Annotated in this window: 20 protein-coding genes and 1 pseudogene; 8 read left to right on the forward strand and 13 right to left on the reverse strand. The window is 38.5% G+C overall.

Going from position 1 to position 24,196, the window contains the following annotated elements; genetic code table 11:
- Positions 1-73 precede the first annotated feature (73 nt).
- Both B091_RS0107715 and B091_RS0107720 read left to right on the forward strand, forming a co-directional pair.
- The gene (locus B091_RS0107715; RefSeq protein ID WP_025069362.1) at positions 74-1,972 is read left to right on the forward strand and encodes an LptF/LptG family permease; all 1,899 of its coding nucleotides are present in this window, start codon (positions 74-76) and stop codon (positions 1,970-1,972) included.
- Between the two features lie 2 nt (positions 1,973-1,974).
- Positions 1,975-3,192, forward strand: a complete 1,218-nt coding sequence (locus tag B091_RS0107720; RefSeq protein WP_018109437.1) for a bifunctional 3,4-dihydroxy-2-butanone-4-phosphate synthase/GTP cyclohydrolase II — start codon at positions 1,975-1,977, stop codon at positions 3,190-3,192.
- 67 nt (positions 3,193-3,259) lie between these two features.
- On the opposite strand, the gene B091_RS0107725 is transcribed toward B091_RS0107720, so the two are convergent.
- Entirely contained in the window at positions 3,260-3,430 is a 171-nt protein-coding gene (locus B091_RS0107725; RefSeq protein ID WP_018109438.1) for a DUF362 domain-containing protein, read from the reverse strand.
- A 244-nt stretch (positions 3,431-3,674) separates the two neighbouring features.
- Between B091_RS0107725 and B091_RS0107730 the strand changes: the two genes are divergently transcribed.
- Positions 3,675-4,562 carry a homoserine O-succinyltransferase gene (locus B091_RS0107730; protein ID WP_018109439.1) on the forward strand — a complete coding sequence of 296 codons (888 nt, stop codon included), beginning with the start codon at positions 3,675-3,677 and terminating at the stop codon, positions 4,560-4,562.
- Between the two features lie 7 nt (positions 4,563-4,569).
- Positions 4,570-6,399 carry a peptidase U32 family protein gene (locus B091_RS0107735; RefSeq protein ID WP_025069361.1) on the forward strand — a complete coding sequence of 610 codons (1,830 nt, stop codon included), beginning with the start codon at positions 4,570-4,572 and terminating at the stop codon, positions 6,397-6,399.
- On the opposite strand, the gene B091_RS0107740 is transcribed toward B091_RS0107735, so the two are convergent.
- Both B091_RS0107740 and radA read right to left on the reverse strand, forming a co-directional pair.
- Positions 6,396-7,013 carry a helix-turn-helix transcriptional regulator gene (locus B091_RS0107740; RefSeq protein WP_018109441.1) on the reverse strand — a complete coding sequence of 206 codons (618 nt, stop codon included), beginning with the start codon at positions 7,011-7,013 and terminating at the stop codon, positions 6,396-6,398. The two genes, B091_RS0107735 and B091_RS0107740, sit on opposite strands and share 4 nt — an antisense overlap.
- Positions 7,010-8,380, reverse strand: a complete 1,371-nt coding sequence (radA, locus tag B091_RS0107745) for a DNA repair protein RadA (protein WP_018109442.1) — start codon at positions 8,378-8,380, stop codon at positions 7,010-7,012. The genes B091_RS0107740 and radA overlap by 4 nt, the downstream gene beginning before the upstream one ends.
- A 436-nt stretch (positions 8,381-8,816) precedes the next feature.
- On the opposite strand from radA, the gene B091_RS0107750 reads away from it, so the two are divergent.
- On the forward strand, positions 8,817-9,983 hold the full coding sequence (locus B091_RS0107750) for an OmpA family protein (RefSeq protein ID WP_018109443.1): 1,167 nt from the start codon (positions 8,817-8,819) through the stop codon (positions 9,981-9,983).
- A gap of 96 nt (positions 9,984-10,079) precedes the next feature.
- The gene (gene thrA, locus B091_RS0107755) at positions 10,080-12,518 is read left to right on the forward strand and encodes a bifunctional aspartate kinase/homoserine dehydrogenase I (RefSeq protein ID WP_018109444.1); all 2,439 of its coding nucleotides are present in this window, start codon (positions 10,080-10,082) and stop codon (positions 12,516-12,518) included.
- A 140-nt stretch (positions 12,519-12,658) separates the two neighbouring features.
- Here the strand turns inward: thrA and B091_RS0107760 are convergent, their stop codons facing one another.
- From B091_RS0107760 to B091_RS0107770, 3 genes are read right to left on the reverse strand one after another with little or no spacing between them, the layout of a single operon-like run.
- The gene (locus tag B091_RS0107760) at positions 12,659-15,673 is read right to left on the reverse strand and encodes a serine hydrolase domain-containing protein (RefSeq protein WP_018109445.1); all 3,015 of its coding nucleotides are present in this window, start codon (positions 15,671-15,673) and stop codon (positions 12,659-12,661) included.
- Positions 15,674-15,694: 21 nt separating this feature from the next.
- Entirely contained in the window at positions 15,695-16,558 is an 864-nt protein-coding gene (locus B091_RS0107765) for a bifunctional metallophosphatase/5'-nucleotidase (RefSeq protein ID WP_018109446.1), read from the reverse strand.
- A 22-nt stretch (positions 16,559-16,580) separates the two neighbouring features.
- Complete coding sequence (locus tag B091_RS0107770) at positions 16,581-17,360, reverse strand: 5'-nucleotidase C-terminal domain-containing protein (RefSeq protein ID WP_051069806.1); 780 nt, start codon at positions 17,358-17,360, stop codon at positions 16,581-16,583.
- A 182-nt stretch (positions 17,361-17,542) separates the two neighbouring features.
- Between B091_RS0107770 and rplS the strand changes: the two genes are divergently transcribed.
- Positions 17,543-17,896, forward strand: a complete 354-nt coding sequence (gene rplS / locus B091_RS0107775) for a 50S ribosomal protein L19 (protein ID WP_018109448.1) — start codon at positions 17,543-17,545, stop codon at positions 17,894-17,896.
- A 135-nt stretch (positions 17,897-18,031) separates the two neighbouring features.
- Here the strand turns inward: rplS and B091_RS0107780 are convergent, their stop codons facing one another.
- The 7 genes from B091_RS0107780 to B091_RS0107810 all read right to left on the reverse strand — a co-directional run bounded on the left by B091_RS0107780 (position 18,032) and on the right by B091_RS0107810 (position 23,701).
- Positions 18,032-19,006: an ROK family protein gene (locus tag B091_RS0107780; protein ID WP_018109449.1), complete on the reverse strand. Its 975-nt coding sequence runs from the start codon at positions 19,004-19,006 to the stop codon at positions 18,032-18,034.
- Between the two features lie 178 nt (positions 19,007-19,184).
- Positions 19,185-20,081, reverse strand: a complete 897-nt coding sequence (locus tag B091_RS11945; protein WP_018109450.1) for a hypothetical protein — start codon at positions 20,079-20,081, stop codon at positions 19,185-19,187.
- Positions 20,082-20,170: 89 nt separating this feature from the next.
- The gene (locus B091_RS0107790) at positions 20,171-21,016 is read right to left on the reverse strand and encodes a CvfB family protein (protein ID WP_018109451.1); all 846 of its coding nucleotides are present in this window, start codon (positions 21,014-21,016) and stop codon (positions 20,171-20,173) included.
- 205 nt (positions 21,017-21,221) lie between these two features.
- On the reverse strand, positions 21,222-22,064 hold the full coding sequence (locus B091_RS0107795; protein ID WP_018109452.1) for a PepSY-like domain-containing protein: 843 nt from the start codon (positions 22,062-22,064) through the stop codon (positions 21,222-21,224).
- Between the two features lie 12 nt (positions 22,065-22,076).
- The gene (locus tag B091_RS0107800) at positions 22,077-22,514 is read right to left on the reverse strand and encodes a PepSY-like domain-containing protein (protein ID WP_018109453.1); all 438 of its coding nucleotides are present in this window, start codon (positions 22,512-22,514) and stop codon (positions 22,077-22,079) included.
- A gap of 82 nt (positions 22,515-22,596) precedes the next feature.
- Positions 22,597-23,217: a sensor histidine kinase gene (locus B091_RS11950; protein ID WP_262482548.1), complete on the reverse strand. Its 621-nt coding sequence runs from the start codon at positions 23,215-23,217 to the stop codon at positions 22,597-22,599.
- Between the two features lie 106 nt (positions 23,218-23,323).
- Positions 23,324-23,701, reverse strand: coding sequence for a hypothetical protein (locus B091_RS0107810; RefSeq protein ID WP_051069808.1), 378 nt, complete (start codon positions 23,699-23,701; stop codon positions 23,324-23,326).
- Positions 23,702-24,009: 308 nt separating this feature from the next.
- Between B091_RS0107810 and B091_RS11955 the strand changes: the two are divergent.
- Positions 24,010-24,196: pseudogene (locus B091_RS11955) on the forward strand (ISAon1 family transposase N-terminal region protein); the annotation flags it as partial.

The raw sequence follows: 24,196 nt of genomic DNA on the forward strand, positions 1-24,196 counted from the left end.
AATAGATTATCTTTTCATGCTCCTTTTTTTGTCGTAATTTTGTGGAGCTAATTGCATACGATTATATTTTAGGATGCTGAAAATAAAAAAACTAGATAGGTTTGTCTTAAAAAGCTACGGGCTATTATTTGTCGCTACATTCTTTATTTGTCTGTTTATCTTCATGATGCAGTTCATCTGGAGATTTATTGATGATTTAGTAGGAAAAGGATTGGAGGTTAGTGTTTTGGCAGAGTTTTTCTTCTATGCTGCACTGACTTTAATACCGGTGTCTCTACCCCTAGCCATTTTGCTAGCTTCTTTAATTACATTTGGTAATTTTGGAGAGCGGTTTGAGCTTTTAGCAATGAAGGCTGCAGGGATATCATTGTTCAAAATTATTAGGCCCCTAATCATATTAGCCCTACTACTTTGTGGAACCTCTTTTGTATTCCAAAACAACATAGGCCCTATTGCCTACCAAAAACTAGGAACACTACTAATTTCTATACGACAGAAATCTCCTGAACTTGAGATTCCTGAAGGCCTGTTTTACAACGAAATAGATGGTTATAACATCTATGTAAAATCAAAAAACAGAGAAACAGGACTCCTACACGATGTAACAATTTATCAATTCTCTGAGGGCTTTGATAATGCACGTATTATTGTAGCAGACACAGGTAGACTAGCATTAACAGCAGACAAAAAACACCTATACCTACATCTCTATAATGGCGAGTTGTTCGAAAATATAAAACAACCAGGTGTTAACAGTAAAAACATCCCCTATCGCCGAGAGAGTTTTAGCGAGAAACACGCACTCATTGAGTTTGATACAAACTTCAATATGGCTGATGGAGGTATTCTTGATAAACAAGCAAGTGCTAAAAATATTAATTCATTGCAGCTCTCTATTGACTCTATGAGATATGTCAATGACAGTGTAGGAACTTCAAACTACGATTTTGCCATAGATAGGGCATTCAAAAAAATAGATAGTTACCGAAGCTCCTCAGACTCTTTAAAACTAGCTAACTCCCAAATCACTTCGATTAATGCCGATAGTGTTTTAGCTACATCAACACTAAAAAAGAAGCAGAATGTACTCAATTTAGCCAAGAGAGAAGCTGAGTCACTTTCAAGTGAGTGGAGCTTTAAGAAGTTCGAAATTTCAAATACTGATCTTGACATAAGACGTCACCAGATGGCTCTACATGAAAAAATAACCTTATCTCTAGCCTGCCTAGTTTTCTTTTTTATTGGGACACCCTTAGGTGCAATTATCCGTAAGGGAGGATTAGGAATGCCTGTGGTAATCTCGGTAATGATATTTATTATCTACTATATCATCAACACCATGGGTTCTAAAATGGCCCGTGAAGGAGAGTGGGAAGTCTGGTTTGGCATGTGGTTAAGTACGCTTATTTTAGCCCCTGTGGGTGGATTTCTAGCCTACAAATCGAATAAAGATGCGGTGATTCTGAATTCGGACACTTATATGAGTTGGATAAAAACGGTTATAGGTATCCGTCCACAAAGACATATGACACGTAAAGAGGTTGTTATTGACGACCCCAATTACAGCGAATGCTATGAGCAAATCACTCACCTATCCAACAGACTGGAGGAGTATCGTAATACACATAAATTAAGAAGTGCACAGAGCTATATAAAACTTTGGTTCAAGACTAAAACTAATGACCCCGTAGATGAATATTTGGGCGAACTCGAACTGATTATAGAGGAACTTTCAAACTCTAGCTCACTAGAGATTATTAATACGATAAATAAATATCCCGTGATCCCACACCGAGCGCATACGCTCCCATTCAAGCTAGAATGGCTTGACCGAGCAATTGGGGTTATACTCCCTGTGGGAATATTCTTTTACTTTAGAATTTGGTTCTTTAGATTACGACTCGCTAAAGACATCCAAAAAGTAATAGAGATAAACAAAGAGCTTAAAATAATTATAGATAAGAATAAGTAGTTATGGAAGATTTTAAATTAAACACAATAGAAGAAGCAATCGCTGATTTTAAAGAAGGAAAGTTTCTTATCGTTGTGGACGATGAAGATCGTGAGAATGAAGGTGATTTTATCATCGCAGCAGAAATGATAACTCCTGAGAAGGTTAACTTTATGATGCGTTATGGCAGAGGAGTTCTGTGTACACCACTCAGTGCTGAGCGATGCAACGAACTTGAACTAGAAATGCAAGTATCGTCAAACACTTCTATTTATGAAACTCCATTTACAGTTACAGTCGACAAGATCGAAGGCTGTACAACTGGTGTTTCTATGGACGATAGAGCAGCTACTATTCTGGCTTTGGCCGATACAAACTGTAAACCTACCGACTTGGCTCGACCAGGGCATGTCAACCCTCTTAGGGCTAAAGATAAAGGAGTTCTTTGCAGAGCAGGACACACCGAAGCAACTGTAGATATGTGTAAGCTTGCAGGCTTCAAACCGGTTGGTGCATTAATCGAGATCATCAACGAAGACGGAACAATGTCTAGACTACCTCAACTTATGGAGGTATCTAAAAGATTTGGAATTAAAATAATTTCAATTGCTGATCTAATCAAATACCGTTTAAGCCAAGAATCAGTAATCGAAAAAGGAGAAGAGGTAGATATGCCAACAGAGTATGGCCATTTCCGTCTTATCCCTTTTAAACAAAAATCTAACGGACTAGAGCATGTAGCGCTAATCAAAGGTACTTGGGAGAAAGATGAACCAGTACTTGTACGTGTTCACTCTTCTTGCGTAACTGGTGATATCTTTGGTTCTTTCAGATGTGAGTGCGGAGAGCAACTTCACGAAGCGATGCGCATGATTGATAAAGAAGGTAAAGGTGTTATCGTATATATGAATCAAGAAGGACGTGGAATCGGACTAATGAACAAGATAGCTGCTTACAAACTTCAAGAAGAAGGCCTTGATACTGTAGAAGCTAATCTACATCTTGGTTTCAAAGCTGACGAGAGAGATTATGGTGTTGGAGCAAATATATTACGAGAAATAGGTGTAACCAAAATGCGCTTAATGAGTAATAATCCGATAAAACGCATAGGACTCGAATCGTACGGATTGAACATTGTAGAGAATGTTGCTATTGAGGTTCAGCCTAATAAATACAACAAATCATACTTGGAAACTAAACAACAAAAAATGGGACATACCCTGCATGTTGTTAAGCAGTAAGAATAAAACAAAAAACAAGAGCTGACCAATTGGTCAGCTCTTGTTTTTTTGAGAATTAAATCCTCAATTAGTCTTCTGGGTGAATCGCTTCTGATGGACAAACATCAGCACAAGTACCACAGTCTGTGCAAAGGTCTGCATCAATAGTATAGATATCACCTTCTGAAATAGCTTCTACTGGGCATTCATCGATACATGTGCCACATGCTATACAGTCGTCATTAATTACGTAAGCCATTGTTTAAAATTTTAAAATGTTATTAGTACTAATTAGTTTGGCAAAAATAAAGGTTTATTTGATTACTTACCACCATTATCTCTATTTTTTTAGCTTCTTAGAGTAAAATCTATGCTAGAAGGCAATAGAACCAATTAGATATTTAGTTTTCGCCTCATTAAATATGTATTCAAGCAAGTTGATATAGAATCTTATCTTTTTTAATTAATTTTGCAACGATAAGCAATTTATATATATCCTGGATATGCCACTATACATCCCAAAAGACTTACCTGCTTTCGACTTACTCAAAAAAGAAGGTATTCATATTGACATACAAGACAAGAGAGCCAATGCACATGAACCCGTTTTAAAGATAGGGTTGCTCAACCTTATGCCTCTAAAGATAGAGACAGAGACTGATTTTATCCGTATTCTCTCAAAAAGTGAACTTCATATTGAGGTGAGTCTGATTAGGTTTAATTCGCACCAATCAAGGAATACGCCAAAGGAGCATCTAGATCAGTTTTACTCAGACTTCAGCTCGGTCAAGGAGCAAAGTTTTGATGGTTTTATTATTACTGGTGCACCTATTGAGCATCTTCCATTTGAGCAAGTTAGCTATTGGAAGGAGCTAAAAGAGGTGTTTGAGTGGTCTAAAACTCATGTCAAATCAACGCTTAATATCTGTTGGGCTGCACAGGCAGGCTTATATCATTTTTACAACATCAATAAGTACGAGCTAGAACAGAAGAAGTTTGGTATATTTGAACACCAGGTTCTTAACAAAAGTTGTCCTTTATTAGAGGGGTTTGAACCAACCTTTAATGCTCCTCATAGCCGACACACAGAAGTTAGAACCGAAGATATCAATAACTGTCCTGAGATAGAATTGCTTTCGGTCTCAAACCAAGCTGGAGTATTCATAGTATCGGCTAATGCAGGACAACAGCTTTTTATAACTGGCCACGCGGAATATCCACTTTACAGATTAGATGGTGAGTATAGAAGAGATCTATCCAAAGGTTTAGAGATAAATGCACCCGTCAATTATTATAAAAATAACGATTCCAGCTTACCCCCCATCGAAACATGGGGCTCACATGCCAACTTATTATTCATGAATTGGCTAAATCACTATGTCAATAAATAACGAAAAGATTATGTCCATACGAAAAATAGAACTTCTAGCTCCTGCCAAAAACTTAGAATGCGGTATAGCAGCAATCGATCATGGTGCTGATGCTGTATATATTGGCGCACCCTCATTCGGGGCTAGAGCTTCTGCCACCAACTCAATAGAAGATTTAGCCAAACTGGTAGATTATGCACACTTACTCAACGTTAAGGTCTATGCAACCGTCAACACCATTTTAGAAGACCATGAGGTAGAAGAATCCGAAAAGATGATTTGGGATCTACATCGCATTGGAGTAGATGCACTGATAATCCAAGATATGGGGATCTTAAACATGAATCTCCCTCCCATTGCACTACACGCAAGTACACAATGCGATAACCGTACCATAGAAAAAGTGAAGTTCTTACAAGAAACTGGTTTCAACCAAGTGGTATTAGCAAGGGAGTTATCATTTAATGAAATACATCAGATTCATCAAGCTTGTCCCGGGGTATCACTTGAGGTATTCGTTCATGGAGCACTTTGTGTAAGTTATAGTGGACAGTGTTACGTGAGCCAAGCCATCAGCAAAAGAAGTGCAAACAGAGGATCATGTTCACAGTTTTGCCGCTTACCGTTTACACTCAAAGATGCAAATGGCAAAATAATCCTTAAAGACAAGCACCTACTATCGCTTAAAGATATGAATCAGCTTGATCGACTCGAATCTTTAATCGACGCTGGAGCAAGTTCACTAAAAATAGAAGGTCGCCTTAAAGATCCTACATACGTAAAGAATGTAACAGCAGCCTACAGAAAAGCTTTAGATAAAATCTTCAAACGACGTCCCGAATATATCGCAGCGTCATCAGGAGTAACCGAACTACTTTTCGAACCCAACTTAGACAAAAGCTTTAGCCGTGGTGCAACCTCCTTCTTTGCCAATGGAAGGCAAAGTGATATTGCCTGCTTCGATACTCCAAAATCATTGGGCGAAGAGATGGGCCTTATGAAAGAGATGCGAGGAAACTACTTTACAGTCGCTGGTCTGAAACCTTTCCATAATGGTGATGGTGCATGTTTTATTGATGAGAATGGTAAGCTCACAGGCTTTAGAATCAACAAGGTTGAAGGAAATAAAATATTCCCTCTTGAAATGCCCCACATAAAACCAAAGACGGTAATCTATCGTAACTACGATCACGAATTTGACAAATTGCTCAGCAAGACCTCGTCAACAAGGACGATTGGAGTTCAGATAAAGTTAACTGAGTCGGTTAAAGGCTTTACTCTACAACTCTTTGATGAGGATGGTAATGAAGCAAGCGTTCAGCTAGATCAAGCTAAAGAAGAGGCACGCACTCCTCAAAAAGACAATATTATACGCCAACTGTCTAAGCTAGGAAACACACCATTCTATCCAGCAGCCGTTGAGGTTACACTACAAAAAGAGTGGTTCGTACCCTCGTCAATCCTCAATGAAGCCAGAAGAGAAGCGGTAGAACAGCTTATAGAAACCCGAAAAAGAAATTATAGAAGGATTGAGCAACGTTTCGAAAAGACTAGTCACCAATTTATAACACCCAAACTAACCTATCTAGGAAATGTTATGAACAGCTATGCACATCAATTTTATGCTCAGCACGGGGTGACAGAAATTGCACCAGCCTTTGAGAAAAAAACCATAGACGAAGCAGTTCTAATGTTTTGCAAACACTGTATCCGTTATTCTATGGGATGGTGCCCTACTTTTCAGCAAGATAAATCACCCTATAGAGAACCCTTCTGCCTTGTTGACCCCAATGGTAGTGAGTTTAAGCTACAGTTCGATTGTAAGAACTGCCAAATGAAGGTGATGCGCAATATTTAAATTTGATGCAAGTCGGTATAACCGTTAATGACGGCATAGATTGTTAGTCCAGACACTGACTTTATGCCCAATTTATCGGTTATATTTTTGCGGTGGGTAATAACAGTAGTTTGCCCAATATTAAGCCTGTCTGCAATCTCCTTGTTGGTCATCCCCATAGCAATAAGCGAGATTACCTCAATTTCTCGTGGGCTAAGTTCATGCACTTGATGTGCTGCTACAGCATTTTTATTACGAGAATGACCAGGCTCATGCGCTTGCTTGTGTAAATCTATCAAAGACTTAATAACCTGCTTCTCGGTCTTAAAGACATCCAATACAAAAACTCCTGAAAGCAGTGTAGCCTGTGCTTCAGAAGCCATTACAATAGTTCTTTTCTTGCGGGGAAGGAAAAAAGAATTGTGCTCTATGTAAATAGGAGCCGATATGAAGTAGTGTGCATACATATCAGGGGTATCATCCATAAAAGCCTCAAAACCTTGGAATATACGAATTTCAGCTACTGGAATAAGTTCTATAAGAATAGACTTAAGTCCCAGTGCTGCCAGAATATTAAATTCAACAATAGCAATCTCTGGTCGATGGTTTGGTAGTGCGTGGTGGTGGTTAATCATCCGAATAAATATCTAAAAGCTTCTTCTACTTTGCGGACAGGCATTAATTCTATTGAGTATTTATCAACATCTAAGCCCTGCACATTAAATTGAGGTAAAATAAACCGTTTAAAGCCTAGTTTCTCCGCCTCTTTGACTCGTTGTTCAATACGTGTTACGGGTCTGATCTCACCAGAAAGGCCAACCTCCCCAGCAACACATATATTATTATCAATAGCTACATCCATATTTGACGATAAGATGGCACTTATCACAGAGAGATCAATGGCAGGATCTTTTACTTTGATTCCACCAGCTATATTTAAGAATACATCTTTTTGTGCGAGTTTAAAACCAACACGTTTTTCAAGTACTGCCAAGAGCATATTCATTCTTCTCAAGTCAAACCCCGTGGCCGAACGTTGCGGCATACCATACACCGCTGAACTAACAAGTGCCTGGGTCTCAATTAAGAATGGACGAACACCTTCAACAGCAGCTGCAATACAGACCCCACTCATTCCTGAATGGTCTTTTGAAAGCAACATTTCGGAGGGATTAGAAACCTGCCTTAATCCGTCACTACGCATTTCGTAGATACCTATTTCCGAAGTACTTCCGAATCGGTTCTTGATGCTTCTGAGGATTCTATAAAGGTGCTGTTGATCACCCTCAAACTGCAGAACAGTATCTACTATATGTTCTAAGACCTTTGGCCCAGCAATTGATCCTTCTTTATTAATATGTCCAATCAGAAGTATGGGTATATTAGTCTCCTTACTACAACGTAGAAGCTGAGCAGAACATTCACGAACCTGTGATAAACTTCCGGGTGAAGAATCGACAGTTTCGGTAGAGATCGTCTGGATCGAGTCGATTACAACCATATCGGGAGATATATTCTTTATATGTTGGAAGATATGTTCTAAAGAGGTTTCGCAAATAATAAAGGTGTTGGATGAAGTTTTACCAAGTCTGTCGGCACGAAGCTTTAACTGTCTCTCGCTCTCCTCAGCCGAGACATATAAAATCTTTTTTCCCTCAATACCCAGTGCTGTTTGAAGAATAAGAGTTGACTTACCAATACCTGGTTCTCCACCAAGCAAAACAATTGAGCCTTGAACAAGCCCCCCACCCAAGACACGGTTCAACTCTTCATCATTCATATCGATGCGTGATTCTTGAGTTATATTGATCTCTCCTATAAGTGTGGGAGTGTTCCTTTTTTTCCCAGATTCGGCCGAATAACTAAAGTTCTTTTCTTGAGTTGGAAGAACTTTCTCTTCTTTGAAAGTATTCCACTCAGCACAAGAAGGACATTTTCCAACCCATTTAATCGATTCATAACCACAATTGGAGCAGTAATAAATTGTTTTTTCTTTAGCCATAGTGTTCTAATACTTTTATGTTTAACAAAGATAAGGATTTTAAAAACAACACGAGTAATCGGCATCCTTATTATGCAAAACAGATACAATGTTTAAAAATAGTGAACATAAACGATAAAAAACTTGTTGTAATCAATTGAAAGGTATGTTTTTTTATAAAAAATTGTTGGCATGTTGTATAAATGCCTATATTTGTCAATTAGATATAAAAAAGTATGAACATCTTTTTTATTTGATTGTTTAGTTAAGTGTAGCAGGCATAAATAGGACAACTTGCTACATTGGATAACATTTAGATGGATATAATATCAAGCTAAAATGAACTTTTAATTTATGATATGTCATAATAAAGTTCCTAGATTTAATAAAGTATCTATTACAAGTAAACAAAAGGTAAAAAAGAATTAACTTAATTTTAACTTAATTATAAACAGACATGAAGAAAAGTTTACTAACAGCTGTATTCGCAGTTGCATCTCTTGGAGGTGCTTATGCACAAAGCAACGGAGACGTTACTACAAATGCAGATAAATACAAAGTTGAAACTAATCGTTTTTTTGACAACTGGTTCTTTGATATCAATGGTGGTGCACAAGTATATTTTGGAAGCAAAGATGCAAAGAAATCTTTTGGTAAAAGACTTGCTCCCGCTTTAGATGTTTCACTAGGAAAGTGGTTCACTCCCGGAATGGCCTTAAGATTTGGTTATATGGGCCTTCAAGGTAAAGGTGCTGCAATCAATGAAAAAGAAGCCTTTACAACTGGAGGAAGCTTTGTAAAAAACGGAGTTAAATATTACGACCAAAAATGGGATATGATGAATCTACACGCTGAAGTGTTATTCAATCTATCAAATATGTTTTGTGGTTATAATCCTGATCGTATTTACTCATTCATCCCTTATGTAGGTTTCGCTTGGTTACACGCTTGGGAAAGCCCGAAAAACAATGAATTTGGTGCAAGTCTTGGTTTAATCAACAAGTTCCGTGTATCTCCTGCATTAGACATTAACATCGAAGCTCGTGGAACACTTCTAAAAAGTGGTTTTGCAGGTGACAAAGGCAACCATGGCAAAGATGGTATGGCTGCTTTAACAGTAGGTTTAACTTACAAGTTTAAACAAAGAAACTTCAACAGAGGTACTGTTATTTCAACAGGAATTAGCGAAAGCGAAATGCGCCGCATCCAAAATCAACTACGTGATGCTCAAGCATACAACAACCAGTTGAAAGACGAAATTTCAGCATTACGCAACAGAAAACCAGAAGTGGTTTACAAGGAAGTTGCTGCTGATGATTCACGTGTAATCTTCTTCCCAATTGACAAGAGCGATCTTACTGCTAAAGATTTAGTAACAGTAAAATTGATGGCTGAGTCAATCAAGGCTACAGACAAAAACTACACAGTACAAGGTTATGCTGACCAAGCTACAGGTAGCAAAGCGTATAATCTACGCTTAAGTGAAGCTCGTGCAAACAATGTACGTGACGCACTTATCAAAGAAGGCGTAAGCGCTTCTAAACTGAAAGCAGTTGGTATGGGTGGTGTAGAATCTGTATTCGGAAAAGAAAACCAATTAAGCCGTGTGGTTATTATCAAATAATTAGAGCTTAAAATACAGAACTAATATTAAGAAGGGTGCCTTGGCATCCTTCTTTTTTTTACGTTACTTTACAAACGATAATCAAATAAAACACTTATGAAAGTACTCAAGTTTGGAGGATCTTCAGTAGCGAATGCCGAGGCCATTTCCAAGGTTAAAGCTATTGCAGCATCAAATTCAGACACACCAATCATTATTGTTGTGTCGGCACTTGGTGGAATAACAGACCACCTTCTCAACACTGCTTTCCTGGCGGCAGATGGAAACATTGCTTATGAAAATGAGTTTAAATCCATCGTAGGAAGACATGAAACAGTAGTTAATGAACTATTTGAAGAGAACGAGAATCGAATGCGCCTGAATGCTCAGATGAAAGCACTTTTCGGAGAATTAATCAATATCTACAAAGGAGTTTACTTGATTAAAGACCTATCTTCTAAGACACTCGATACGATTGTAAGTTATGGAGAGCGTCTATCTTCCATTATTGTAGCTCAGGCTATTCCCGAGGCTAAATGGATGGATTCACGTGAATTCATCAAGACAGAACTAAAGCATGGTAAGCATGTACCCAATACTGCCTTAACCACTTCACTCATACGTTCAGCCTTTAAATATTTACCAAAGATTTCCGTCTTGGGAGGGTTTATTGCATCGGATGAAGAAAACAACGAAATAACTAACCTCGGTAGGGGTGGGTCTGATTATACTGCCTCACTAATTGCTACAGCACTTAACGCAGAGCAATTAGAAATATGGACTGACGTTGATGGTTTTATGACAGCCGACCCCAGAGTTATCAACAAGGCTTACACCATCGAAGAACTAAGCTATGATGAAGCTACAGAGCTTTGCAACTTTGGTGCAAAAGTTATATACCCACCAACCATATATCCTGTGTGCCACACCAATATACCCATATTGGTTAAAAACACATTTAACCCCAGTGGTCCAGGAACTGTGATTTCAGCCTCATCGACGAAAATATCGAAGCAGGTTATCAAGGGAATTTCTTCAATCAACAATACAAGCCTTATCACTGTGCATGGTTTAGGTATGGTTGGAGTAATTGGTGTGAACTACCGAATTTTTAAGGCACTAGCCAAAAATGGCATCAGCGTATTCCTTGTAGCTCAAGCCTCATCCGAAAATAGCACTTCTATTGGTGTACGTTCTGAAGATACCGTAGGTGCTTGTAAGGCTCTAGATGATGAATTCGCAAAAGAGATAGAGCAAGGGATCATATCTAAGATGAGAGCCCAAGAAGGCTTAGCAACAGTTGCTGTTGTGGGGAATAAAATGAAAGGCAATGCGGGCATAGCTGGCCGACTCTTCCAGACCCTTGGAAGAAATGGTATTAATGTGATTGCTTGTGCTCAAGGAGCTTCGGAGATGAATATATCGATAGTGGTAGATGGTCATCTGCTCAAAAAAGCACTCAACGTAATTCACGACTCATTCTTCCTTTCAGAGTATAAAGAGCTTAACCTCTACATCTGTGGAACAGGGACCGTTGGAGCAAGTTTGATTGATCAAATTAAGTCACAACAACAAAGACTTATGGATGAGCAACGACTCAAGCTCAATGTAGTAGGTATAGCTACAAGCAAGAAGCTACTTATTAACAGAGATGGCATCGACCTAGATGAATACAAGAAGTTGCTCGATCAGGTGGCCATACCAAGCTCACCCGAGATTCTAGTACAAGAAATTATTAAAACAAATATTTTCAATTCGGCATTTGTCGATTGTACAGCAAGTCAAGACGTAGCCTCACTTTATAAAAACTTCTTAGCCCACAACATATCTATCGTAGCAGCCAATAAGATTGCTGCCTCCTCCTCTTATGAAAACTACATCGACTTAAAGCGTGAAGCACTCAAAAAAGGTGTAAAGTTCTTATTCGAGACCAATGTTGGTGCAGGTTTGCCTATTATTAATACGATTAACGATTTGATTAATAGTGGCGATAAGATCTTGAAGATCGAAGCTGTCCTCTCGGGTACACTAAACTTCATCTTTAATGAGATTAGTGCAACAGTACCTTTTAGTCAAACCATAAAAAGAGCGCAAGAAGAGGGGTATTCTGAGCCCGACCCACGTATTGACCTGAGTGGTACCGATGTAATCCGCAAACTGGTTATTTTGGCTCGTGAAGCTGGCTATCCGTTAGAACAATCGGATGTTGAAACTAACCTGTTTGTACCTAATGCTTATTTTGAAGGAGAGTTAGCTGACTTTTGGAAAGGAATAACCGCTTTAGATACTCCATTTGAACAGGATAGAGAAAAGCTAGAAAAAGAGCAAAAGAAATGGCGATTCGTAGCTAAGCTTGACCAAGGTAAGGCTAGTGTAGGACTCGAAGAGGTCAGTTCATCTCACCCTTTCTATACCCTAGAGGGTAGCAATAATGTGATCTTGCTTACAACAGAACGATACAAAGATTACCCTATGATGATTCAAGGCTACGGAGCTGGTGCAGATGTAACAGCTGCTGGAGTCTTTGCAGACATTATGAGTATTGCAAATATTTAAACGAACGAAATCAATACTCAACTAAAAATCCCGTAAGGCTGAATCAGCTTTACGGGATTTTTAGTTGAATAGGACTTACTAAGAACAGGATTGCGAGTAAGTCGGAGATAAGAAACGAGTAAGTGGTTTGATATTTCCCTCTAGGATATCGCTTCTTCATCTGCTAATGCCTCATATATTAATTCTTGAATTGATTCTCTTACTGCCAAAGAAGACAATTTATTGGGCCAAACCGAAGGGTAAGTCCGATTACTCAAAAACACATACACTAAGTTATTAACAGGGTCAACCCAAGCGCAAGTACCCGTAAAACCAGTATGTCCATAAGTTTGGATAGGTGTAGAAGAGCTACAAGGGCTATATTTGTTAACCTCACCACTTGGCTTGTCAAAACCCAATCCTCTACGACTAATCTTTGATTTCTGCGTAGTAAACAACTTGCAAGTACTTTCACCTAGATAACGCTTGTCTTTATAGACTCCTCCATTGAGCAACATTTGATAGATGGCAGCAACATCGGCAGCGTTTCCAAATAAACCAGCATTACCAGATACTCCTCCTAATAAAGCAGCCGTCTCATCGTGCACATAACCTTGTACTACCTCTTTTCTAAAAAGCTTATCGTTATTTGAAGCAACAATCTCATCTTTCGAAAATTTTTCTAACGGATTAAACGTCAGGTTTAACCCCATAGGCTGATAAAAAGACTCTGCTAAATATTTATCAAGCCCAATGCCTGTAATATTCTCAATACATTTTTGCAAAAGGATAAAACCCAAACAGCTGTAACGGTATTTCTTACTCAATAGAGGTTTGTCGTAAATTTGATCTAAAATGACCCCACTAATGGAATCATTAAACCAAAGATTATCGGATACCTGAATGGAATGGTGATCGGTCTGTTTTTTACTTGTTAGTCCTTTATTAAACTTAAAGTTTGGATTGGCCCAAGACCGATCGCCCAACTGGAGTGTATGCTTGGCATCCTTACGATTCCGAAAAATAGGTCCTTCGAAACTCTTTGGATCAACAATTTCACCGTATAGATAAAGACCAGCAGACATACCCGATTCATGAAATAATAGTTGTTGAATAGTCAGTTTACCCTTGTCTGTGCCTTTCAGTTCAGGTATAAACGCTGAAATCTCATCGGTAAGGTTAAGTCGTCCTCCATCATAGAGCTTCATCACTCCTAGCAGTGTTGCAGTAGTTTTTGTCAGAGAGGCTAAGTCAAAATAATCAGAAGTCGCAACTTGTTTTGAATCTGACCCAGATAAAGTACCAAATGCTTTGTGGTAAGCCAGATGACCATCTTTAAGAACTAAGATCTGACAACCAGTAAAAGCATCTTCAGCTATTGCTGCTTGTGCTACAGAATCTATCTTTACGAGTTTTTCATTATTAAAACCGAGGTCTTCGGCTACATATTGAACTTCTTCAACAGCGCTGTCTTTCTGATCAGAAAACCCAAATAAGCCAGTACCCTCAGGATAAGTATCACCAATAGCTACAGCCAATTGACCCGAAGGCTCTAATGTACCCATAAGTATTTCCCCAACAGCATGCTGAACATTCAGGCCAGGCGCATGAGCTAGAATAGCCGATTCGGCATTCGCTATACTCTTTTCCATCAATCGGAGGTACTGACCTCCCGTAAAAAAGATGAAGCTCAAAGGCCGCTTGGTTTGTAAAACCTCAAAATAAGTATCGTAGCGTTCGAGCTTGTTCTCAGACAGACAAACAAAGACTCTATCAAAATCCTCAAGCTCTTTGATTAGCTTCTCTCTTGAAGCAACCGACAAAGAAGGATCAACTGCAAACATCTTTACTTGAATCTCGGGGTTTATAGCACTCTTTAGTGCACTATACTGATCAACACCAGTATAAACAAAAGCTACTTTTTTGGTTTTATCGTGCAAGGGTAAGGTTCTACCCTCGTTTTTGATAAGGGTAATTGCAGCAATTTCGAGCCTGTTGATAAGCTCTGTCGCTTCAGGTTTATTAATACGCTGAATCAAACCAGAGAGACGAATTTCTTGTGGCTTATTTAAACCCAAAGCATACTTATAGGTCAATATCTTTTTACACTTCTCCTGAATTATGGACTCAGAAAGCTCACCTTTCTTGATAGCGGCTAATACCAAGTCTAATTCACGCTTAACTTGTGGAGGACTAAGCAACATGTCATTACCAGCCTGAATAGCACGCAAACAAACGCCACCAGAAGAGCCTGCTCCACGCATAGCCAAAGCATCGGTAAAGATAAGTCCGTTAAAGCCAATGGAGTCTACCAACGTATTTTGAACTACTAATCGAGATAAAGAAGAGGCTTCGCCCGAACGTGTACCCAGCGCAGCCACATCTAAATGTCCTACCATAACACCACTGAGCTTTGCTTCGGTCAAGGCTTTGAAGGGATAGAGCTCGATAGAATCTAAGCGTTCTCGACTAAAAGGTAAAACAGGCAAAGCTTTATGCGAATCGACATTGGTATCGCCATGACCAGGAAAATGTTTGGTTACTGAGAGAACATTTTGGCTCTCTAACCCTTTTCCGTAAGCAATAACCTTATCAGCAACATTATAGGGAGACTCACCAAAAGAGCGAGTATTAATAACTGGATTATTAGGATTGGTATTTACATCGCCAACGGGAGCAAAGTTTACATGAATCCCCATTTCTCGACAAGCTCTACCCATCTCCATACCGTAGGCATAAAGCAGCGTTTCATCTGTAATACAACCCAAGACCATGTTTCGAGGAAATTTTGGCGTATTCTTGAGTCGCATCGACAACCCCCACTCTCCATCAAAGGTTATCATCAGGGGGAGTTTAGCCCAATTTTGAGCCATATTGGTAAGCTTTACTTGATTGGCTACCTCACCACCCGAAAACAGTAACCCACCAATTTGGTAGTCTTTAACAACTTTTTTAAGCAGATTTTCATTCGACTTATTAAGCTGTGGTGCGATTGTGAAAATAAACAACTGTCCGACTCGTTGCTCTAGGCTCATCTGATTATATACAGAATCTACCCATGCCGTTCTTTGCTCAATAGCCTTGGGAGATGCATTTAAAATGAAAGGCTCAACTTGAGCCTTTCCTGTATGATAACATAAGAGCAGTATAGCGCTCAAAAGTATCTTCTTTATCATAAAGTATAGGGTTATATCGTTTTAGTTCGGTTCAAATGTAACTTTAAACATACCTAAATATACACCATTTTTACCCATCTGAGAAATTGGAACGCTTTTTCCTTCTTTATTTAATACAATTTCGGGATCATTCATAAAGGTATGCGAATGCCCACCCAATACGAGGTCTATGTTAGAAGTGCTTCTTACCAATACTTGATCACTGTCTTGATTTAAAGCTGAAGGGCTTAGACCCAGATGTGAAAGACAAATAACGTAATCGCAATTAAGTTCTTCCTTTAACTTCTTAGCTATTTTATTGGCTGAGTCAGCTGGAGACAAGTAAGATACCCCCTCACAGTTGGAGGCTTGCACCAATCCTTCAATACGAGGGCTCAACCCAAATACCCCTATTTTAAGGCCCTCACGCTCGATAACAATATAAGGTTTAACTAAAGCCTCCAAAACCGTACCCCTAAAGTCGTAGTTGGCACAAACAATCGGAAACTTAGCTAACTCAAAGAGACGAGCCATATTTTCAAGGCCAAAATCAAATTCATGATTACCAATAGTCGCTGCATCGTACTGCATTTCATTCATCAGTAGTACCTCAACTTCTCCTTTATACATATTGTAGTAGGGAGTTCCTTGCGAGAAGTCTCCACAATCAAAAAGGAGCATGGAAGGATTAACTATCCGTAGAGAGTCAATGCAGGTAGCCCTACGAACATAACCGCCCAAACCAGCAAACTTATCAGCAGAATTTACATCAATAGGTTCAATCCGACTGTGTGTATCGTTGGAGTGATAGATATAAAGCTCTTTTTGTTGAGCTAGGGCAGAACCAAAAAGATTGGTCAATAAAAATAGAGCGACTAAAGCTATATGTAGATTATATTTTCTCATAATTACGTTAATTTAAGTGGGGTTATTTAACTGAGATTCGTCCTTCAACAACGGCTGTTATGTTTTTTTTCTGTGCCGCCTGTTTGTTGACATAGTCTAAAAACAGTCCTCGCAGTGTAGCTCCATCAGGGCATTGTCTAGATTGTGATTGCATAAGAGCAGTCATACCATCATTACCATCAGCCAAATAATCGATTGTAGCTACAGTATATATTTTAGCCTCATCAATCTCCTGACCTCCAACCTTAGCCGATAATACATCACCAGCCTTATTTATTTCGAGATTTATATTACTTATCCCCTCACCTTGAACCGTAGCAATATTCTGCATAAGCTCCTTTACAAATTTACCCTCGAGGGTCACTACGCAAAGTGAATTCTCAAAAGGAAGGATTTCGTAAACAGTACCAACTGTAATATCACCATTCGGGAGTATATTTCTTAACCCCCCCATATTAACAAGTCCAATATCAGCCGGACTACCCAATACTTGAGCAGCTGCATTACGCAAAACATCTGCTACTAGGTTAGATAAGGGGCTTTCAGGACGTCCTTTAGTGAGCGTTACGGGACAATAGCCAATAACCTTATTCATAACACTATCCACTCCTGCTTTGTAAGGAGCGAGAATAGCTAAAGCTGCTTGATTGGGGTTTTTATCCCAAACCGAATCGATAGCAATTTTACCACCTTGGATCTCAACAGCTTTATAAGAAGCTCGATTGCTACACGATATAAAACTTACTACTACCAGCAAAGCCAGTGTAACCTTCCACTTACTGCTAAACATTATCTTTCTCATAAACTTCGACTTTAATATACACAAAGATAAGATTTTGAGCCTATCAGGGCATATTTTTGTGGATGATTATTTTGTGTATCAAGCAAATATTTTGTTACTTTGCACCGCTTTACGTAATCGCTGTCAAGATAAGTGTTGCTTGATATGTTGCGTTGATATAACTTAATAATAAATTTAAGAAAATGGATTTAATTAAAATTGCTGAAGAAGCATTCTCAACTGGTAAGCAGCATCCAAGCTTTAAAGCAGGGGATACAATCACTGTAGCCTATCGTATTATTGAAGGTACCAAAGAGCGTGTTCAGCTTTACCGCGGTGTGGTAATTAAAATCGTAGGTTGTGGTAACAAAAAACGTTTCACTGTTCGTAAGATGTCTGGAACAGTAGGCGTAGAACGTATTTTCCCAATGGATTCACCAGCTATCGATAGCATCGAAGTGAACAAAGTGGGTATCGTTCGTCGTGCTAAACTTTACTACCTACGTGAACGTACTGGTAAAAGAGCTCGTATCAAAGAAAAAAGAGTTAACAAGTAATTCTTATTTCTTACAAGATATCAAAAGCCACAATCTGTTTTCAGGTTGTGGCTTTTTGGTTGGGGATAAAAAACGAGAAGTATGCCGCAGCACACTCCTCGTTACTATATATTTATTAGTTGTTGTCTTATTTACTTAGTCTTTAAGCTCCCATGCCAAAGCACTCGCTCCAAGAACTGCTGCATCAGAATCTTTAAGTTCTGAAACAAATAGACGGGTTTTACCTTTGTAGATATTCAACACGTTTTCTTCCATAGCACGCTGAATAGGTCTAAGAATATAATCTCCCGATTTTGCTAAACCACCAAAGAGGATGATTGCCTCAGGGCTAGAAAATGCAATAAAATCAGATAAGGCCTCGCCTAAGATACGTCCTGTATACTCAAAAATATCTTTAGCAATAACATCACCTTGCTCAGCTGCCTCGTAAACATCTTTAGACGTAATATCGTCAGCAGGTATATCTCTCAACACACTTGGTTCTGTACGCGAGGTCAATAGTTCACGAGCTGTACGCGCTACACCAGTAGCCGAACAGTAAGTCTCAAGACAACCCTTACGCCCACAACCACAAGGCCTACCTGTCTTGCGATCAACACATACATGGCCCAGCTCACCAGCAAAGCCATCGTGACCATAAACCACTTGTCCATTTATAACAATTCCGCTACCTACTCCAGTACCCAATGTTATCATAATGAAGTTCTTCAAACCACGAGCGGCACCATAAGTCATTTCACCAACAGCTGCAGCATTAGCATCGTTTGTAAGAGCAGTAGGAACATTCAAGCGCTCTTCAAACATTGCAGCCAATGGAATAACACCTTTCCAAGGCAAGTTAGGAGCAAACTCAATAGTACCCGTATAATAGTTTCCGTTAGGAGCTCCTACACCAACACCTTTAATTCTTTCTAATCCACCGATCTTATCTATAAGGGGAAGTAGATTCTCACAGACATCATTAACATACTTATCTGGTGACAGATATGTTTGAGTTTTCACTTTGCCACTATCGATAATGTTGCCACGAGCATCTACGATTCCAAAGACTGTATTAGTACCACCTATATCTATCCCTACAACGTAGGGTCTTTCCATATTAGAATTCATTATCTTATAATTAAAGGATTACTATTTTATAACACACAAAAATCGCAAAGAAGATTGAGTTTACAAAATAATTTAATTTAATAATATATGCGATTTCTTCTTTTAGGTATATTTCTTTAATATATATAGTAAGAATATATCGCTTTTAACCCAAAAGTGTTAATTCACGCCAATTAAATCAAATTACTTGAGCACCCGAAGATGAGTTCCTGGAACTCGACGAAGAAGTATTTGTTCTTCGCCTGGAAGTTCCACTCTCCTTAGAACGAGACGATGAACGATTAGTTCTTGTAGAAACTCTCTTATTACTATTAGACTTCTCAACAGAGCCAGGTGAACGTCGATTATTCTCTCTCGACTGATTATTTACACGATAAGTTGGTACATCTGAATGCCTTCTATCCGTATTGCTTCGAACCCCAGAACGATTATTTCGGCTAGTCTCTTGACGAGATACTCCACGACCATTTCTACGTGAACTTGATGAGTTTCGCTGATCTCTATAACCGAAGTCCTCTTGCCTAACATCACGATAGCGACGATTATTCGAATAAATAGGTCGGTATCTTCGGTTAGACGAAGAGTTGTGCCTATCTCTGTAATAGTAGTTATTACCATGTCGGCGATGATATCTACCATTATAAGTTCTATAATTTGCTGGCGGACCGTAATAATAATGATTGTGGTTGGTGTAAGTGAAATAAACTCTCAGGCTCCATGCTCCTGATTGCACCGAAATAGGACGATAGAAATAGGTCAAGCCTGAATATCTTCGGTACTGAGAGGTACTCAACACCCACGATATATCTTGATTACGATTATCCAAAAGTGAATAATAAGAGTCCATTGCTCGAGGATCACCCTGAACAATAGCGTTGCGCATGGGAGCCACACTAGCCAAAAAATCGTAGTTGATCTCAAAGATGTCTATATACTGATTCGAAGACAACCTCAATTCGTACATCATCTTATCGGTAAGAAATCGAGCTTCCCGACGAGTATCACCATAGGCAAATGCCTGAAGCGTAATTACTAAGAAAGCCAATAGTCCTAAAATCCGTTTATTCGTATCCATAGTGGTATTCTTTTTGGTTTGTATAAATAAAATTAGGACGAGAAAAACTCTCGTCCTAATCAATATCTCTACATTAAATAGGGAAAACCCTACTTAGAATTATCGCTTAATACCAACTTACCTGGTTCTAATGTTATCAATCGACGCTTATAGAGGTCACCGATAGCCTTTTTGAAAACCTTCTTACTCACACCAAACACGCTATAAATTTCTTCAGCATCACTACGATCATGAAAGCTTGTTTGCCCACCGTTATCTTTAATATAGCTCAATAAAGAGTTCGAAAAGTCAAGCACAGTTTGGTGACCACCTTGTTGCAAGATTAAATCAATTTTACCATCCTCACGTACTTGCTTTATAAATGCTTTCAAGCGCATACCTGTATAAACGGGTTGGAATATCTCATTGTCGTACAAAAGACCTGAAAACTGATCGTTAATAATAGCTTTAAAGCCTAGATCAGATTTTTGCCAGATTAGGATATCCACCTCATCTCCTTCAGCATAGGGAGGAAATTCTTTGGATAGGAATTTTTCTATTTTGGCCGAACCAACAATACGATAAGACTCTTCATCTAAATCAGCATAAACAATGTATTTTTCACCCACTTCCATGTCGCGCTTTTGCTCACGGAATGGTACAAATAAATCCTTCATTAAACCCCAGTCAAGAAATGCTCCGAACTCGTTAATCCAAGAAACCTCGAGGTAAGCAAACCCACCTACTTGCACATAGGGTGTAAGTGTGGTTGCAACCATACGTTCATCCATGTCTAAGTATAGAAACACATTAAGCATCTCTCCGATTTCAAACTCTTCGGGCACATAGCGCAAAGGCAATAGGATTTCTCCATACTCTCCTCCATCTAAATATAGACCGAAATCAACCTCTTTTACAATCTCAAGTATATTAAAGCGTCCTAACTGAATATTCATAATGCTGTTTTGTTACCAATTATATGGTATCAAAGATAATAATTTATCTCCTCTCCAAGATACTCCTTCCCATTTATTTTGGCCAGATAACCCCTGCAAAGACCTCATGACTATAAATAAATGAGGGCTCACCCCTCAAAGCATAAAAGTCTGCTTAGGCATCATATCCTAAGCAGACTTAATATATTCTATATCTTTTACTGATTTAGTTCAAGATCGTACCTTGCTCATCAACTTTAAGCTGGGTTTCAGTATCTCCTTTTTCAAGCTCCAAGAGGTAATAACTAGCATCTTTAGTCTCTATAAAATGAGCCTCATCGATGAAGTAACCCTGGTACTGAGGAAGATTTACAACCTGAGTCACGGCTAAAGGAAGCTTGTCAACCTGGACTTCTTGAGAAGTATGCAACCAGTTATTATTCAAATCAAAGACTACCTCTAGCGCTTTATTTTTATGAATAATATCGACTTCAACGATTTGATGTTCGCGTTCTATCTCAAGAATACGTGCTCCTTCATAATTCTTTGCAATAAATTCAGCAATTGCAGAATCAATCGCTTGAGGTGTATTATTGCCTCCTTGATTGTCTTTGTCTTTGATTGCTTTGACTAATATACCTTCAGCAGAGTAGTATAGATCAACTTCTTCTTTACCAAGCTCAGCTTCGAGAATATAAACCACATCAAAATCTTTTCGCTCGAGCATATCGACATCCTCAACTACCCATGATTTGTAAGCTCCAGCTTTGAAATCGTTTTGGATTGCTATGAGCAAAGCCGTAAACTGTAGATCTGTCTGGCTCATCAGCCAGACTCCTGATCCGTCAAACCAAGCTGAAACTTCATTCTTGTTTTGGTAAAACTCAGCCACGTGGTATTCGCGTTTGGTTTCCCATTCCACCTTCTTTGCATCAGGGTATTTCTGAGTCAGTGCGATTTTAACTGGTTCTGGGATATGTTTTGCACTATCGTTCTCATCGTCATCGTTGCAGCTCCACAAAGAGATAGAAAGTAGTGAGCCGGCAAGTAAAAGTATTTTAAAATTCATTGTGTTTGAGTTTTAGTTATCAATATCAATTAGATTGAAATTTGAGTCGAAAAGAAGTTCTAAGTCGTTAGATAGTTCTACACTGATGCGACCACGACTCTCTTTCTCGATCTTATCAATTTTAAAGTTAGGGTGATTCTTGTCAACATAAGCCTTGATTTGAGCAGGAACTAAGCCAGCAGGCAATTCGGTATAGGTGCAATCAACATCTTTCCAGAGACCTTTTTTGTCGAACTCAACCTTATTACCATCACTGAAGATAACTTCGTAAGAAGTATCAAAAAACTCTTTATCCATTTTAACTAGAGCGATATGTTTACCTGCAAAATAGTTTGAAATAAACTCTTGCGATTGTTTTGGCAGTTTGGCATATTCAATAGGCTTGTCATCGGCCTTAATAGGAGTACTTAGGATAAATAAACTCAAGCAAAGCATTATTAAATTTTTCATATTCTGAGTGTTTAAATTGTTATTATGATACAAATATCAGACCCAATTCTGAAATGAATATGAAAAGAGAGCTTAATCCTTATTATTTCTTGAAATTTATTTCGAAGCCATGCATATCATTCCTGTAGAAGTAATTAATTCGAAGGTTTTCAGCCTTTACAATTGAAGAGATCAAAGCCAAACCCAAACCTGTAGAACCCTCTTTCTTAGTACCTTGATAAAATCTATCAAAGATCAGATCCGAGTCAAGAGCCGCATAATCACTCGTATTCATAATGATTAATTTAGAGGTATAAACCTCAATAACTACAGCTCCACCAGCTGCATTATGTACGTAACTATTCTTAAGTAGATTATTGATTAATACTCCAGCTATTGTTTCGTCCATAACAACCTGCAATTGTCCTAACTCTTTTATCTCCAAAGAAATGTTTTTGTATGCATAAACTTCAGCATAATCTTGACTGATTTTGCTGACCAACGAGTTTATATTGAGTTCGGTCTTATTGAGAAATTGATTATTATCGATTTTCGAAAGTAGCAAGAGTGTTTTATTGAGCTTCGATAAATACTCAAGTGTCTGATGAGTCTTTGCAAGCTCAGTTAATTGTTGCTCACTTAGGCTCTCATCTTCCATGAGGGTTTCGAGGCGATTAGAGCATACAGCCAAAGGCGTTTGCATCTCATGCGAAGCGTTACCTATAAACTCGCGTTAATGTTCAAAAACCTCTTCTGCTCGCTTTAGGTTGCGAACGGCAGCCTCATTTAACTTTCTAAACTCTGTAATCTCTGTCGGATTGTTCAAGGACCTATTTACTCCACCTATCTGATAATTGTCCAACCAAGTTAGCAAGCGATATAGTGATTTTACAGATAGAGTCATAATTATCTACTTTCATAAATAGTGCAACGCCATCTTCCAATACATCAAGTTCAGTCGTTATTTTTTCTGAAAACAGCGTCATCTCTCCCTGCCGAATCAACAACACGGATTTAGAATCCTGACACTTCATCTGAATCTTTCCTTTATATAATAAGAGTATTTTAGAACAGTCAAGACCTTTAACAGGAAGTCTTTCACCTTTGACAAAGGTTGTAGCGTCAAATATGCTATCATAATTATTTGCACGATGCAAACAAGCTTCGCACTTATCATGAGCATTAAGAGCAGTAGGGTACGAGGGCATAGATGGTTTAGTTTTATGCAAAATATCGATACAAAAAAAAGATGTCTGGGTAGTGCCCAAACACCAAATGTTTATTTCGTAAGATATTTTAGATTGTATTAAATCTAAAACCACCATTGAGAAGTATAATTGCAATTCTACTTACAAATATAAACTATATATATCAAGATTTATATTAGTTTTTTAAAAATTAAGCTCCCATCTTCTTTTATGGATAAATGTTGGCTCATACCGAAAAGCTGTGGGGAAAGTATTAAAAAAAGATTGAAACATATATATTTGCAGTAAAATATATAAATGCTTTATCCATGGGTTGGGATCCTTTAGTTCGCTTTATTTTACCAGATGGTTTATTCGATTATTTTGAGATGTCAGACTTTCAGCCTGGCGATTCAGTAGTGCATATTTATCTAGAAGAGCTTAATATAACTCCTATTGAATACCACGATGATAAACTTGAGAGTAAAGGTTTTTATGAGGAAATAAAGATGCATG

Source organism: Bacteroides propionicifaciens DSM 19291 = JCM 14649 (assembly GCF_000375405.1).
Lineage (GTDB): Bacteria > Bacteroidota > Bacteroidia > Bacteroidales > Bacteroidaceae > Bacteroides_E > Bacteroides_E propionicifaciens.

Bases quoted from the DNA above. Each gene is read 5' to 3' on its own strand.
- B091_RS0107715 (WP_025069362.1), top strand. From the start codon at position 74: ATGCTGAAAATAAAAAAACTAGATAGGTTTGTCTTAAAAAGCTACGGG.
- B091_RS0107720 (WP_018109437.1), top strand. From the start codon at position 1,975: ATGGAAGATTTTAAATTAAACACAATAGAAGAAGCAATCGCTGATTTT.
- B091_RS0107725 (WP_018109438.1), bottom strand. From the start codon at position 3,430: ATGGCTTACGTAATTAATGACGACTGTATAGCATGTGGCACATGTATC.
- B091_RS0107730 (WP_018109439.1), top strand. From the start codon at position 3,675: ATGCCACTATACATCCCAAAAGACTTACCTGCTTTCGACTTACTCAAA.
- B091_RS0107740 (WP_018109441.1), bottom strand. From the start codon at position 7,013: ATGATTAACCACCACCACGCACTACCAAACCATCGACCAGAGATTGCT.
- radA (WP_018109442.1), bottom strand. From the start codon at position 8,380: ATGGCTAAAGAAAAAACAATTTATTACTGCTCCAATTGTGGTTATGAA.
- B091_RS0107750 (WP_018109443.1), top strand. From the start codon at position 8,817: ATGAAGAAAAGTTTACTAACAGCTGTATTCGCAGTTGCATCTCTTGGA.
- thrA (WP_018109444.1), top strand. From the start codon at position 10,080: ATGAAAGTACTCAAGTTTGGAGGATCTTCAGTAGCGAATGCCGAGGCC.
- B091_RS0107760 (WP_018109445.1), bottom strand. From the start codon at position 15,673: ATGATAAAGAAGATACTTTTGAGCGCTATACTGCTCTTATGTTATCAT.
- B091_RS0107765 (WP_018109446.1), bottom strand. From the start codon at position 16,558: ATGAGAAAATATAATCTACATATAGCTTTAGTCGCTCTATTTTTATTG.
- B091_RS0107770 (WP_051069806.1), bottom strand. From the start codon at position 17,360: ATGAGAAAGATAATGTTTAGCAGTAAGTGGAAGGTTACACTGGCTTTG.
- rplS (WP_018109448.1), top strand. From the start codon at position 17,543: ATGGATTTAATTAAAATTGCTGAAGAAGCATTCTCAACTGGTAAGCAG.
- B091_RS0107780 (WP_018109449.1), bottom strand. From the start codon at position 19,006: ATGAATTCTAATATGGAAAGACCCTACGTTGTAGGGATAGATATAGGT.
- B091_RS11945 (WP_018109450.1), bottom strand. From the start codon at position 20,081: ATGGATACGAATAAACGGATTTTAGGACTATTGGCTTTCTTAGTAATT.
- B091_RS0107790 (WP_018109451.1), bottom strand. From the start codon at position 21,016: ATGAATATTCAGTTAGGACGCTTTAATATACTTGAGATTGTAAAAGAG.
- B091_RS0107795 (WP_018109452.1), bottom strand. From the start codon at position 22,064: ATGAATTTTAAAATACTTTTACTTGCCGGCTCACTACTTTCTATCTCT.
- B091_RS0107800 (WP_018109453.1), bottom strand. From the start codon at position 22,514: ATGAAAAATTTAATAATGCTTTGCTTGAGTTTATTTATCCTAAGTACT.
- B091_RS0107810 (WP_051069808.1), bottom strand. From the start codon at position 23,701: ATGCCCTCGTACCCTACTGCTCTTAATGCTCATGATAAGTGCGAAGCT.